This window comes from Belliella calami (assembly GCF_022549695.1).
GTDB lineage: Bacteria > Bacteroidota > Bacteroidia > Cytophagales > Cyclobacteriaceae > Belliella > Belliella calami.
Genome location: NZ_JAKZGS010000013.1, coordinates 35,001 through 49,514 on the forward strand (window position 1 = coordinate 35,001; position 14,514 = coordinate 49,514).

General features: G+C 35.6%; 9 protein-coding genes. 5 read left to right on the forward strand and 4 right to left on the reverse strand.

Features of this window, described 5'->3' with window-relative positions:
- From MM236_RS14300 to MM236_RS14320, 5 genes are all read left to right on the forward strand, one after another.
- Entirely contained in the window at positions 1-552 is a 552-nt protein-coding gene (locus MM236_RS14300; RefSeq protein ID WP_241275673.1) for a hypothetical protein, read from the forward strand.
- A gap of 91 nt (positions 553-643) precedes the next feature.
- The gene (locus MM236_RS14305; RefSeq protein WP_241275674.1) at positions 644-1,144 is read left to right on the forward strand and encodes a QcrA and Rieske domain-containing protein; all 501 of its coding nucleotides are present in this window, start codon (positions 644-646) and stop codon (positions 1,142-1,144) included.
- Positions 1,144-1,692: a YceI family protein gene (locus tag MM236_RS14310; protein ID WP_241275675.1), complete on the forward strand. Its 549-nt coding sequence runs from the start codon at positions 1,144-1,146 to the stop codon at positions 1,690-1,692. The genes MM236_RS14305 and MM236_RS14310 overlap by 1 nt, the downstream gene beginning before the upstream one ends.
- Positions 1,693-1,695: 3 nt before the next feature.
- A complete protein-coding gene (locus tag MM236_RS14315) occupies positions 1,696-2,559 on the forward strand; it encodes a DUF5777 family beta-barrel protein (protein ID WP_241275676.1) in 864 nt (287 codons plus the stop codon).
- Between the two features lie 269 nt (positions 2,560-2,828).
- Entirely contained in the window at positions 2,829-3,746 is a 918-nt protein-coding gene (locus tag MM236_RS14320) for a helix-turn-helix transcriptional regulator (protein WP_241275677.1), read from the forward strand.
- 399 nt (positions 3,747-4,145) lie between these two features.
- Here the strand turns inward: MM236_RS14320 and MM236_RS14325 are convergent, their stop codons facing one another.
- The 4 genes from MM236_RS14325 to MM236_RS14340 form a co-directional block, all read right to left on the reverse strand.
- A complete protein-coding gene (locus MM236_RS14325; protein WP_241275678.1) occupies positions 4,146-4,523 on the reverse strand; it encodes a GxxExxY protein in 378 nt (125 codons plus the stop codon).
- 625 nt (positions 4,524-5,148) lie between these two features.
- Positions 5,149-9,063: a phage tail protein gene (locus tag MM236_RS14330; RefSeq protein WP_241275679.1), complete on the reverse strand. Its 3,915-nt coding sequence runs from the start codon at positions 9,061-9,063 to the stop codon at positions 5,149-5,151.
- 7 nt (positions 9,064-9,070) lie between these two features.
- On the reverse strand, positions 9,071-10,534 hold the full coding sequence (locus MM236_RS14335; RefSeq protein WP_241275680.1) for a contractile injection system tape measure protein: 1,464 nt from the start codon (positions 10,532-10,534) through the stop codon (positions 9,071-9,073).
- Positions 10,531-14,514: a hypothetical protein gene (locus tag MM236_RS14340; protein ID WP_241275681.1), complete on the reverse strand. Its 3,984-nt coding sequence runs from the start codon at positions 14,512-14,514 to the stop codon at positions 10,531-10,533. The genes MM236_RS14335 and MM236_RS14340 overlap by 4 nt, the downstream gene beginning before the upstream one ends.

Genomic DNA, 14,514 nt, shown 5'->3' on the forward strand with positions numbered 1-14,514 from the left:
GTGGACGCAGGTAATATAATTTATATAGTAGCAGTAATCATTTACTTTATTTACACCGCTGTAAAGAAGGGGAAAAAGAATGAAGATGTCAATTTGCCAGATCAAGTTCCTAATGAAGATACAGGACAAAGACCTGTTTCTTTTGAGGATCTTCTAAAGGAAATAAGAGGAGGTCAAAAAGAAAGAGAGAGAGATTTGGAACATTCTGGGCAAGGTACTGTCATAGAAGAGAGAAAATGGTCAAAACCTGTAATGTCTCCAGAACCCGAAAAATATGTAACCAGTGCTGATAAACTACGGAAAAATCAACCTGAAAATGACAAGTATGGAGATTATTCAGGTTCTATTTCAAGTAATGAAGTTCCAAAGTTGAAAACACTCGATGAGCAAGTAAGTATCAATTCTTCCCTAACAGGATTGAAAGTAAGTGAATCAAGAACTTCCAAAAGGAAATCGACAAAGAATAATCGGTATCAAAAAATGCTCTCAAATCCAAAATCAGTAAGAGATGCAATTATTTTAAGTGAAATTCTGAATAAAAAACATTTTTAATTTTTTGTTTAACATTTTCATTTAAACTTTCCACAATATTTTTTGTTGAAGTTTGTAATCCGAAGCAAACTTTAAACTCGTAATTGGGGACATGGAAGAAATAAATACAAACAAAATAGGCAATCTTTCGGTACAAAGAAGAGATTTCCTTAAAAAAACAGGCTCTTTGGCAGTAATGTCCATGTTTGGAGTTGGATTTTTTACTTCATGCGCAAGTGATGATGATACCAATCCATCTGGAAACAATCCAAATCAACCAACTCCTTCAGAAGGAATTACTGTAAACAGTGATTCTGTAGTTATAGATTTAACAAAAGTTTCAAATCTTAACAATGCAGGAGGATGGATTTTGATCACGTCAGCAAGAATGCTTGTTGTAAACACAGGAAATGGATTCAGTTCTTTGACGTCAGTTTGTACTCATTCGAATTGTGATAGGAACTGGGCACTAAACAATGATCAATTTATATGTTCATGTCATGGCTCTAGATTTACTACGGCTGGGGCTGTAGTCCAAGGTCCCGCTACAAGACCATTGGCATCTTTCTCCAATAGCAGGTCAGGTGATATACTTACCATAAATAGAGGATAATGAAAAACCAAATCGTTTTTTTCTTTTTCCTTTTTGTACTTACAATTTCAAGGGAAGCTTTTGCACAAGTGTATAAGACTGAAGGTGGTAATGTGGAGTTCTTTTCGAAAGCTCCCTTGAATGAGTTTACAGGAAAATCTGATAAACTCAATGGATTGATTGATCTTGAAAAAAATGATCTAGATTTTTTTATTGATCTAAATACATTGAAAACTGGCATTGGGCTTCGGGATCGACATATGAGGGAGAATTACCTTGAAACGAAGAAGTACCCCTTTGCAGAATTTGTTGGAAAGATAAATGAAAAGGTATCACTCAAATCAGGTGAAAGCAAGGACGTAATAGCGGTTGGTACATTCAAAATACATGGTGTAGAAAAGCAAATTAAAGTACCAGGTAAAATCACGGCTATTTCAAGCAATGAAATCAAACTAGAAGCAAGTTTCAAAGTTTTGTTGTCAGATTATAAAATTGAAATACCAAAAGTTGTTTTCTATGAACTGGCAGAAGAGCAAACAGTGAGCATTTCGACAACACTTAAAAAATAGGTTATGAAGATAAGATTTATACTAATGATGTTTTTTCTTTCTCAGCCAATAATGGCACAGTTGGAAAGGAAATTGGCCAATGAAACCCAAGAGGTAGATTTGATTTTTCATGCACCTAGACATATTAATTTGCTTACAGTAGAACCACTGGATAAGAAAACCTTGCACTTTGCAATTATGCACACTTTTGGGCCTTTGAATGGAGGAGTTCAAAATCTATTTGGCTTGGACAATGGTGCGAATATTCAATTTAGTTTTGAATATGCATTAGGAGAAGATTTTTCATTGGGTGCATCAAGATCTAGTAGAGATAAGTTTTACAATCTTTATGGAAGATATCATCTTTTGAAGCAAACACAAGACGATGCCATGCCCATTTCCCTTTCAATGATGGGAGGTGCCGGTGTAAATACATCTGATTATACTTTTCTACAAACCGAAAACCCAAGCTTTAGTGAAAGAACAAGTTTCGCAGCTCAGCTGATGATGGCTAGAAAATTCAGCGATAAATTAAGTGTGCAGGTTTCGCCAATGATGGCATACTTTACAGACCCAAATCCAATATTTTTTATCGAAGGAGATCAAAATTTATATCTGGCAGTAGGTCTCAGTGGGAAATATAAAATTACAGGAAGATCTTCCTTAACTTTTCAGTATATCCCGAATCTAAATAATGATCTAAGAAACAATGTGGGGGTAGGCATTGATGTAGAAGCTGGTGGACACGTATTTCAAATGTACTTTGTAACATCCCAAGCACTCAACGAGCAATACCTCCTTGCGGCAGGAAATGGAAGAATTGGAGAAGAATTCAGAATTGGATTCAATGTGAATCGAGTTTTTGCCACGGGAAGGAAGAGAAGATAATTAAATTTTAGTGGAATGAGTTATTGGTTGATTGGGTGATTTGGTAATTAATTTATTAGGGTATTGAGTTATTGGTTGAATGGGTGATTAGGTTATTGAGTGATTAGGTTATTGGTTGATTGAGTAATTTTTTTATGTGGTAAATCTTGGTACTTGGTACATTGCTTTAGAAGCATTGCTTTTTTTCAAGTAGCAAGAATTCAATTAGGAATTGAGATCTATGGGAATTTAGATTTTTTAAAAGTATCTTTTGGCTTTAAAATTTACCTATGGCACAATCATCCCAAGTAGAACAACAGAAGATCCTCAGAATATTTAAGTTAATCAATTTGCTTAGAAGCAATATCGGGAAGCCTGTTCACAAGCTTGCAGAGACTTTGGGTACTGATACACGTACAATCTATAGATATTTCAAATTGTTGGAAGCACTTGGTTTTCAGATTGAAAAAAAACATTCGAAATTTAGAATAATTGATAGAGTTGAAAATCCTGATGATTATAATTTGGGGACTTTTTCAGAGGAGGAGATAAATTTTGTTGGCAATCTGATCAAAAAACAACCGAAGAAAAATCTTCTTAAAGATTCTATTCTTCAAAAAATCACTTTAAGATCTGACTTTCAAAAAAGTGTAAATCAATTGTTTAATGCAAATCTAGGGAGGTTTGTAGATTTGATTGTAAATGCCATCAAGGGAAAAAATCAAGTGATACTAAAGGATTACTACGCACCCAGCAGTGATTCTATTTTGGATAGATTAGTAGAACCAGTTTCATTCAACAAAAATTTTGATGCCATCCATGCTTTTGAGATAGAAAGTAAAATGATGAAAGTTTTCAAAATAGAGCGAATTGGTGAGATTCAACTGACCAGTACCAATTTTGAATTTGAGGCACTGCATGAACCCTTAGAGCAAGGGTTATTTGGGTTTTCGGGAAAGAATAATTTCCATATTCATTTGAGATTAAGCAAGCGGGCGTATCAACTGATGATGGAAGAATATCCCGATGCAAAGCCTTTCGTGTACACCAAAAACCGCAATCAGTATTTCTTCGAAGGTGACATTCCACAACTCCCTGGAATCGCAAGATTTATTTTAGGATTACCAGGAGAAATAGCTGTGATAGAAGGAGAGGAGCTAAAAGAATATTTGGAAGTGCAGATTGGAAAGATGAAGTATTGGCTGTGAGTTTTTGAACCGCAGAGGCGCAGAGGACGCAGAGGGTTAACTTTGCGTCTTTTGCGTCTTTGCGGTTTATCTTTTCAAAAAGCAGCAAAGAATTCCTTATAAGCAACTCGTTATAAATTATTTATTTCCTTTTTAAAATATCTAAATTTGAACCGCAGAGGCGCAGAGGACGCAGAGAAGGTTAACTTTGCGTCCTTTGCGTCTTTGCGGTTTATCTTTTCAAAAAGCAGCAAAGAATTCCTTATAAGCAACTCGTTATAAATTATTAATTTCCTTTTTAAAATATCTAAATTTGAACCGCAGAGGCGCAGAGGACGGAGAATGTTTACTTTGCGTCCTTTGCGCCATTGCGGTTTATCTTTTCAAAAAGCAGCAAGAAATTACTTTATAAGTTACTGGTTATAAATTATTAACTATCCTTTTTAAACCATCAATTACCCTTACGCTGTTAAAGTTTATAAGCAATCCAAGCTTCAAGTCCTTTAATCTCAAATAAGTTAAAATCTGTGCTGTGTGAATATCGGCAAGAGCATCAACAGCTTTGATTTCTATAATGACCTTATTTTCTACTAATATGTCTATTCTATAACCAGCATTTAATTGCACCTCTTTATAAATTACAGGAAGCGTTACTTGAGTTTGAATATTCAATCCTAGTTGCCTCAGTTCATAGGCCAAACATACTTCATAACTGCTTTCTAATAAACCAGGTCCTAACTGTTTATGTACTTCTATAGCAGCACCAACTATTTTTTGTGAAATTTCATTTTCGGTCATAATTTATTTTTTTGAACCGCAGAGGCGCAAAGGACGCAGAGGGATTTCTTTTCGAACTCTGTGTCTGTGCAGTTATATTTTTATTTGAATCAGAGAAATTTTTTTACAATCATTATTTACCGCAAAGGCGCAAAGGACGCAGAGGGATTTCTTTTCGAACTCTGTGTCTGTGCAGTTATATTTTTATTTGAATCAGAGAAATTATTTTACAATCATTATTTACCGCAGAGGCGCAAAGGACGCAGAGGGATTTCTTTTCGAACTCTGTGTCTGTGCAGTTATATTTTTATTTGAATCAGAGAAATTATTTTACAATCATTATTTACCGCAAAGGAGCAGAGGACGCAGAGGGATTTCTTTTCGAACTCTTTGTCTGCGCAGTTATATTTTTATTTGAATCAGAGAAATTATTTTACAATCATTATTTACCGCAAAGGAACAGAGGACGCAGAGGGATTTCTTTTCGAACTCTTTGTCTCTGTTGTAATTTATTCCTTAATTAAAGTTTTTCTCTGCATAATTTAGAAAAACAAAGCTGTTAAATCAAAAAGTCATTATTTTGAAATCAATGCAAAGGTATAATTAGATGTGATTCTTTTTGGTCTATGAGATTTACTTAAAGATGTTATACCCCTCTGTTTTTACTTATAAATTCCTCAACCGATTTTTCATAATCTTCATCTTTACCTATTTTTTCATTTATTCCATATTGTGGAGAGTGGTAATCAACTCTTACAAATTGACCAGGTAGATCTTTTAGATCTTTATTTATGTTTGCTTGCATTTCATTTTTCAAATCTAATTCGATATTTGGATTTTGAGGATCTGGATTTTGGCTATCAAATTTTTCAGTAAGGAGCTTTTGAAGATTTGAAGCTCTTATAAAGTTCCTTTCTTCAATATATGCAGATATTTTTAGGTTGTAAGGCATATTCCTAGGAAGTCTTAATGCCATCAAATTCTCTTTACTCAACATTATTTGCCTATTGTATTTAGGAGAAGATGGATAAATATTCAATGCTGCATTTCTTCCTGAGCCACCAAATCTGTCACCAACCAAATGCGCATTATCAAAACCTCCGCCAGCTGAATCTGTTGCTCCACGGGGAATGCCGTTTTCTTTGAATCTTAAATCCTTTCCTTCAACTATTCTGTTTTGGATTTGGGTAGGTACCTCTTTAGAAATCTCATCAAACCTGACTTTCACTTCAAAGCACGGTCCTTCTTCTCCTCTAGATGTTTTGGTTTTGTATTGGGCCTTGAATACCTTACCTTCCTTAGAAACCGAGATCGTCTCTGGAATATAATTTCTATGATATCCTTCTTCAGCCACTACCAGCTTATTATCTACAATTGCTAATTTTTCATAGCCTTTATCCGCCATGTTTGCTCCTCTCATAATCAAGATGCATGGGATTCCGCCCACAACTCTTTCTTGGGTAAAATAAACTTTTTTCCCTTCAACAAGATTTCCTTCACCATTTACTGCATTCGAAAAACTTTGGGAAAGGCCACCATTATTTTCATCAAATATCACCTTCTTAAGATACATATCTAACAATGGTAAGCCATTTGGATTACTGGTGCTATCTCCATCTGTTTTTGAACCTGGTTCAGTTGTTCCATCACTTCCTTTCCAGTCGTATTTCCATTCTTTACCTTCAAGCCTCGGAGTAATTGACTTAAATACTGGATGTTGGGCTTTTGTTTTTCTGGCTACTTCTTGAACTTGATCAATTGTCAACTTACCATCACCATCTCTATCTTGGCGCTTATCTTCTTCAATTAGGAATTTTTCACCATCAGCTATTTTTTTGTCTTTCTCCGGATCATTCTTTGAATCTTTATCTCCTCCAAACCCTAATCTCTTCAAGAAGCTCTTACCCAATTCCTTAATCTTCATCCAAAGTTTTGTAATTGATTTTGCGACTCTTTCTTGAATTTTGGTGATGATGGCGACTACTTTGTTGGCGAGATCTCCGATTCCTAGAAGGTTTGCCAAGAACCCAATTACCAAAGGAATGGCTCTGGCAAGTGCGCCTTCTATGGCGTTGGCTACTGCTGTGATGCTTCCTGATGCTACAGCTCTTACGCTTTCCACAAATGCACTGACCAATTCTATAATCTGTGCCGCTTTTTGAACAAAGAATGTGACCACATCTATGATTGCCATCGCAGCTTTGATAAATGCACCAACAGGAGATAGCAAACCAAGGAGCCACTTGATACCAGCGCCAATGATAGTGTCTCGGATCATGGTCTTGATTCCTTCGATCACCAGTTCTTTGAGGTCATTGAACTGCTCTTTGATGTATTCCCAAAGTCCAGTCAGGCCTTCATTCTTCAAAATCATGATGATTTCAAAGCCAGTTTCGAATGCCTTCATCACTGGCTCACCGATTACCTTGACTCCAATAGCCCTGACTCTGTCCCATGTGAATCCAAGGATTTGACTTGCCAAAGAGAAGATTCCTTTCAGGGAGAATATGTCCTCTGGCATTTGGATTCCAACATTTCCCATGGCTCCTGTGAGCCAACCTATCAATCCTGCCTGAAGGTGAGTGAGAATGTTTTTCCCGAAGTTTTCCAATCCCAAAGCTATACCACTGAATAAGTTTTTCAAGAAACCAATTGGATCTTCAATGATGGTATTTACGACATCCGCAATAGCACTCAAAAGATTCAGGAACATATCCTTCAGTGCAATGATGACTCCAATTACTTCACCAATGGCATCCATAGCCATATCTATCAAACCTCGATTCTCAGCTTGCATTTCTTCAATACGGGCATCTACTTCCTGCAAACTTTCCATGTATTGCGCAGCTAGACTATCTACCAATGCTGTTTGTTTTTCATTGACACTGTCATCTAGGCTATCAAATTGACTTTGGATAGTTTCGGCAGCTTCTGTACCGATACTTTGTAAGTTTTCAGGCAATTCTGCTACATATTTCGCAATTTCATTTCGCCCTTCCTGAATGGTGTTCTTAGCTAGATTGAGTTCATTGGCTACTTTTTCCGCTATAGGATCGAGAGCCTTGTCTATGTAATCTATGTAAACTTGTCTTCCTTCAGTGAAAAAATCATTGACTTCATCAGGCATGCCAGCCAGCTTATCATAGCCCCACCTCAAAGCTCCATCAGCCCCACTGTATCTTTCTGCTTTATATGCGCGCATTTTTCTATCCACATATTGCTCAAATAGTTGCTTCGCTTTGGTAGCGGCTTCGGTGAACATCTGCGTGACTTTTTCTTCCAAAGTATGGAGAATGCCTTCCACTTTGGCTTTTGTCTTTTCATAAATCGCATTGATGTCAGCTGCAATCCTTGTTCTTTCAGCGGAATCATTTGCACCTGTTTGCTCTTGTGTCTGTGCCAATCCTTCGAAAGAAGCTTGCCTGTCTCCATGCATCTCTTGAAGCTGGCTTTGACTGATATTTTCGGCAGATTCTGCCGTAGCACCTAGGGTGGATTGCTCTCCAGCTCTAAATTGGTCAGGAGCTGAGTCGGCATGTTCTCGAACTGATTCGGTGCTATTTAAAGCATTTGTGAAACTAGGTTCATTTGCATTTGCAAGTTGCTGTTCACTGATATTATTGCTCTCCATCTGTTGCTCTACTTCCTGAACATTGTCTTGAAGTGGAGTGCTCACCTGACCCTCTGGTCTTGGGCTTGGCATTGATCGATTTGCAGAGATGCTCGCTGGAGTTTCACCGATATTTGGATCAGGGATTTCTTCGATTTCACGCGCTACAACTGCATCCACAGCCGGTTCAGCTTCGCTTGTTGCTGCTATTGGCCCAGCTGATTGTTCTTGCTCTTGGTTTACTTGTGAAGTAGCGTTATTTTGAATTTCTGAGAGGTTGTTGTGCTGATCAAATTCTGTAGCTTCTTCGGCATTTGCAGGTAGCTGCATCTGCACAATCTGAGCCATCAAGGCTGCTTTGAAACCAGCTGCATCAAATTCATTAGGCTCTTGGGCAGCCATCGCTTCAACCTGACTTGTTTGGGCAGCACCCATACTTTCGTTTGCTGCGATAGGAGCAGCTCTTTGGGCTCTTTGAGATTCTACTTCAGGATTTTCATGTTGGGAAGTCTGTGTTGCAACTTGCTCACTGGCATTGACTAGCGCGTTGAAAGATGGGTCTTCATAAGGAGAGCTTGGATAGGAAATAGCTTCTTCATTTGAAGTTTCAAGGGCTTGACCTTCAGTATTTGATTCGCCTTGCAAAACTTCCATTTCTGGAATTTCTACAGTTGGTTGGTTTGTATTTTCTGAGGAAGAACTTGCTGCTTCTGAAGTAGGAGAGGAATTTGCTTTACCACTTGATGCATCAGATTCGGTAGCAGGAAAAAGGGAATCTTGGAGCAAAAATGAATTGGATGTATCATCCAAGAGCGAATCTTGATCCAAATTCATTGAGTTTTCAGACCATATAGGTTTTGAATCGATCAATGACTGACTTTCCTTATTTGGAGAATTAGTTGACCGATTTTTAGTTTTTGGTTTTTCTATATGGCTTGCTACAACTGACATTTTTTATTTACCAATGAACAAATAGGCTATTCTTCAACCAAGGAAACTTTACGATTGTAAGATTCCAGGGCAATGATTCAAGTAGAATATCTTGAGACATTCTCTTGATCGTTAATCTTTTACTTTCTAATTCAAGTTTTCCTTCTCTTATGAAAAACATCTCTCTCAAACCCTCAGGTGATGTGTTTTTTAATTTCCCCCAATGACCTATTGCAGCCATCAAAAGACTATTTGCTTCCTCCTTTATATTCGTTTCTAATTCAAAAAATCTATCAACCGCAAAATCTATTGGAACACCACATAGGAATTTTTCAAACAACAAACTATTCTCATATGCATAGGTTTTTCCAGTTGAGAGATAATGCAACGAATGAATTACGAGGTCATAATTTTCTTTTGGAATTCTATTTTTCTGATCTAAAACACCGATGTTTTTATAGAAATTAAGGAGAAAAGGATGGATGATAATCAATCCTGCATTTTCAATATAAATTGTTGCTTGTTTTTCAGTTGCTTTTTTCTCCTCAATTTTTTCTTTTGGTTTTTCTTTGACTCTACTTTTGTTTTCACTTTTGAAAAATTCAAAATACTCTTTTTCTCGTAACCTCGGGTTGAAAAGTTGCTGAAAAATTACAAAGTCAGTTAACTTTAGTAAGGATGAATTTGGACTGAAAGAATTGTCTTGTGCATTATTGCCTATAAAAGATAGTGACTTTATCAATCTTATGAATTCCTTGTACTCAAGTGTTATGAAATCTGGAATGATATCGTTTAAAATTGCTGTTGATTTGAGAGGAAAAAACCAAGATTTATAAAATACGAATGCCCAAACCAAAACTCTATTTTTTGATTGAGTTTGCTTTAAGATTGTTTTGCTTTCTAATGAAGAAAATGCAGTTTCTTGACCAAAAGTCAAAATTTGAAGTAACAACTCATTTTCAATCTGTTTGATGAATCTTAGAAAGGTTTTAGGATTCTTTTGGAAGGTGATTTTTAATTGTGAAATCAACTTCTTTTGGGAGGTTTTTGGATTTTTAATTTTCAAAAACAGCCTTAATTCCGTATCCAAATTATAATTTCTTGGCGCAAACCATGGTAGGGAGCCATTTGACAGAAAGTATATCAATATTTCAATAAAGCTATTTGAAGTTTCAGCTATCGGCTTTTTTAAATCAATTTTAGAAAGGATTAGTTGGTCTAGCTTTCTTTTCAATTCTGTTTCAAGCTGTGCTTCATTAAACCCAAAAACAGTTTTATTTGTGATCAGACTTTTGAGATCAATCTCAAGTTCAGCATTATTTATCCTTAAATTTCCTTTAAACTTATAATTGAGTAGAATCTTTTCTAGAAGGGGTAGGACATGTTTGTATACAAACAGCTCTGCATCCTTCATAATTTGTTTTGAAGTTAATTTGGACTGATACTGTAAGTCAATTGCCAATTTTTCAACAATGATCCTCTCTTCTTTCATCCCAGTTCTTTTAGAATAGAAAGAAGCCTACGTAAATGGATGATCAAAATATCGGCTTTATCATTTGCTCCATTTTTTATTCTGAATTCAATTAACTCTTCGATTAGATTTCGCAATGCAAGCAACATCTTAGTGTATTCAGGGTTTTTGAGATGGTTTTCAAGGGTATTGAAAAGCATATTAAATGCCCATGACATTTCTTCCAAAACTTTCCCATCAATGCACGTTATCATGGCATATACCATTTCCATGCTTATTTTATAAACTTCAAAAATCAATTCTTTTTGATTATTGAATTTTTCATCAAACAGTCTGCTATTCAAACTCTCAAAAGTGTATCGGATCATATCAAAATTCCCCAAATTATTGCCTTTAATATGATTATCTGGGTCCTTTTCAAAATCTTGTACAACTTGATTTAGGAAGCTTAGATCATTTTCAATGGTTTCTCTTATCGGTGATCTACCCACTAGTCTTGCAAGCCTTGATTTCGAATCCTTGATCTGACCTAGGGCCTTGGAAGAACAATCACCTTCTTGTTTTCCCATATGTTCAAATGTTATTTCATTGGTCAAATTTCCACATTTGGTCTGAACAGTTAAGGTCACTAAATTTGATCCTGGAGCAATGTCAGTGATTTCTAATTTTTCGGAAGTTTCAGCAGCGATTTTACTTTTGTTAAACATCCATGAAAATTTCTCTGATTGGATATTTGACGTAATTACATGAATGTTTTGATCTGGATAAAATTTATGGTAAAGCTCCAAAACATCTTTCTTGATTATGGTAATACTCTGGCTCGAAACTTCATCATTGATAATAAACGTAATTGGGATATCATAGGAATTGAAAGCAGCGGTTACAGTGAGTTCGTTGCCACTGATGTTTAATCCAGGATAGGATTTTTCAAGTTTAATTTCTGTGCTTTTTGGAGTTAATGTGAATGGAATAGAAGCTGTAGCGTCAGCATCTTTGCAAATAGAAGGTTCAATACTAAATCGAACAGATTCTTCTTCGGCAATTGGAGTGATTGATATTTGTGCTTTTTCTTCTCCACAAGCAGTCACAACTACCAAAGAAACGATAATTTCTTTTTGGAATTCTTTCTCTATTACAAGGGTTTCTGAGCTTTTACTTTTAAATTCCTCTTCATTTATCGTCCATTGGAATTTTTCCGAAAATACATTTGATTTGACAACATGGGATTTTTCCTCTTTAACATATTCGTAACTAAGTTCAAGTGTTCCTTTTTGAAGAATAGTGATTGATTTTTCAAGTAACTTCCCTTTTGACTGAAACTGAATTGGGATCTCAAAATCCTTAAAGCTCGAATCTATGATGAGTGTATTTTCTTTGATCACAATTCCTTCATACGCTCTAACTGTGGCAATTTCAGCATCTTCCGGAATGATTTCAAATGGAACTTTAACAGTTTCTTTATCTTGCTTACAGATCGTAGATTCTATATCAAACTGAACGTCTTTTTTGTTTTCGATAGGTGGCGTGACCATAAATGCAATCGGAGCATTTTTGGAGCAGCAAATATAGGGGAGGGCAAAATCCGCAATAACCCTATTGGTTTTGGGATTGTAGAGCAAAACAAAAGTACCTGCATTTGGCACACCGGCCATATGTTCCATACCTGGATGCTTGGCTACAAAATTTGTAAAGCTGGAATCTTCTAATACTCTCTTTTTTCTAGAAATTGTTTCTTGGAATATCACTTTCAAAAAATCACCAGCGCAACAATTCTCTTTCAACCTATTTAATATAGCTAAATAATGGTCTTCAAAATCCTTTTTGACATAATTATTTCCTGCGTCATTGATAGTTTCTGAAATGAAATTAAATGCTTCATTGGTCAATTTGCATAAGTTTTCCAATGCAGCTTCAAAAGCCCCAAGTTTAGCTTCGTTGATTGAATTGATATTTGTTGGAAATTCCTTATTCAAAGTTTGAATAGCTGCCATCAGCTTGGTAGGGAAGGTAACTCTCATTTCCTTATCTACACCAGCCCAATTTTTCAAATCTGGTATTACACTGACTAGCTGACCTTCATAAATGGCGACTAAATCATGGAATGAATAATTTCCTTTTACCTCATTGAAAGACTCGAATCCCTTTCCTATGTCTTCTGCTCCTTTTGTAATTGGGAAATAAGAAGTAGGTTGTTTGTAATAATGAACTTCTTCAATTACATCAAGTTTTCTAGTACCTGCAATGTTGACTACATTGTATAAATCAGCGTTTGATATACTTTCTTTTCTTGATTCTTCTTTCAGTTTTTCAGATTTAACCTCAGTTGTTTTTGCCTTTTCAATACTGGAAGTCATCCCATAAATATCCCGAAATGAACCAACTGGATTTTCGTATACACTACTCACAAAAGTTTCTCTTATAAAATAGTCCCTAATATGATTATGGCCACCATTTGCTTTTGTGCTGAAACCTGTCAAAAATGTAGTTGCTGTTTGAAGTAAGCAAATCTGTTGTGCCCTCCAAGCAGATAGATTTGTCTGAAGATCTTGAAATAAAACCGGGAAATCATTTAAATCCAAATCCTTCATTTCCATTTCAGAATTGAGGCAGATCACATCGAAATTCAATCCATATTCTACCTTTTTCTTAAGGATAGCATCCAATGCGGTAGCCCAGTTTAAATCAAAAGCTCCTTCAATTCTGAAGAAATCATGGCAAGAAAGGTCAAAACCTAAGTTTTTTTCACTATTGATTTCTTGTTGCTCACTTTCAGTTGTTCCAAATTTCCAGTTTTTTCTTATTTGAGAATCATCTTGATAATATGTTGGTATTGCTTTATCACTGAGTTTACCACAAAGTTTAGATGCCCGAATCTGTATATCGTTATTTCTTTTTCCATTAAAATTCTTTAGCAAGGCATCAAACCTGTTTAACAACAATTTAATTTTACCCTTGATGTTTTGGTCATTTGCCAAAGCTGAAGATTTGTAAAAATTGTGCCTTAAAGAATCATCATCCAAAGACCCCAGTATGATGTGTTTTGGAAATGATTCAATATTATGGTTGCAAATAGAATCTATTTTAAGTGTCAAATCTTTGATTTCATCATAAGTAGCCAATAAGTCAAGCAAAAAATCATAGTTGTATTGAGCATTTGGGAAAGATTTTGGAACAAAAATGTCTCTAACTTTCAAAGATAAAGGCAAATCAAAACCAAGTTCGTTACTTAAAACTTCAAATAATTCTTTGCAAGCTTGATTGAATATAAGTCTAGCGTTTGTAGCTATATCATTGTATTTTTCCAAATAAATGGACTCTTTTTGAATAAGCGTAGGAGCAATCACTCTTTCGATTTTTACATTTTTTCCTGAGAGCTCTTTGATATTTCTAAATTGTTTGAAAATAGTGTCATTTTTTAGAACAGCTTTATCTACATTTTCTTTATCTATCAAAAAATAACGAAGTCTAGAAATCTCAGGAATTCCCTGGCTATCACAATCAGATTCGTTGCAGACATCATAAGGTTTTGTATAATTTTCCAGATATAGAACGACTACATAATTATTGATTTTGATTTCTGATATATTTTTTGAAGATGGAAAACTCTTGGCTTCTTCTTCTGTGAGCAATTCCAAAATTGGGATGTATGATTCCTTTGATTCCATAAATGGTTCATAATGAACCTTGTGATTACTGAAAGGTAAATAGGCTACGAAATCAACATTCTGAATAGCTATAGGTGATTTTTTTGAATTTGAGCTTTTATTTCTAAGCTTGATCAAATCTCCATCTGTAGTCAAAGCAGTACCTTGACTTATGGTCAAAACAGAATCGGAACCAGAAACTTCCATGCCACAGACAATACCAGCACCCGTAAGGGCAAGTCTAGATAACCTGTCTTGATTGTCCAGATATTGTACAAGCAGATTGAGCTGTGCTGCTGTCAAAAGCTGATTATCTGCAAAAGATTTATAGTCTGAAGTGATATTTTGAAGTTTCAT

What these genes read in the sequence shown, in the direction of transcription:
- MM236_RS14320 (WP_241275677.1), top strand. Translation starts at nt 2,829, where the DNA reads ATGGCACAATCATCCCAAGTAGAACAACAGAAGATCCTCAGAATATTT.
- MM236_RS14325 (WP_241275678.1), bottom strand. Translation starts at nt 4,523, where the DNA reads ATGACCGAAAATGAAATTTCACAAAAAATAGTTGGTGCTGCTATAGAA.
- MM236_RS14330 (WP_241275679.1), bottom strand. Translation starts at nt 9,063, where the DNA reads ATGTCAGTTGTAGCAAGCCATATAGAAAAACCAAAAACTAAAAATCGG.
- MM236_RS14305 (WP_241275674.1), top strand. Translation starts at nt 644, where the DNA reads ATGGAAGAAATAAATACAAACAAAATAGGCAATCTTTCGGTACAAAGA.
- MM236_RS14335 (WP_241275680.1), bottom strand. Translation starts at nt 10,534, where the DNA reads ATGAAAGAAGAGAGGATCATTGTTGAAAAATTGGCAATTGACTTACAG.
- MM236_RS14340 (WP_241275681.1), bottom strand. Translation starts at nt 14,514, where the DNA reads ATGAAACTTCAAAATATCACTTCAGACTATAAATCTTTTGCAGATAAT.
- MM236_RS14315 (WP_241275676.1), top strand. Translation starts at nt 1,696, where the DNA reads ATGAAGATAAGATTTATACTAATGATGTTTTTTCTTTCTCAGCCAATA.
- MM236_RS14310 (WP_241275675.1), top strand. Translation starts at nt 1,144, where the DNA reads ATGAAAAACCAAATCGTTTTTTTCTTTTTCCTTTTTGTACTTACAATT.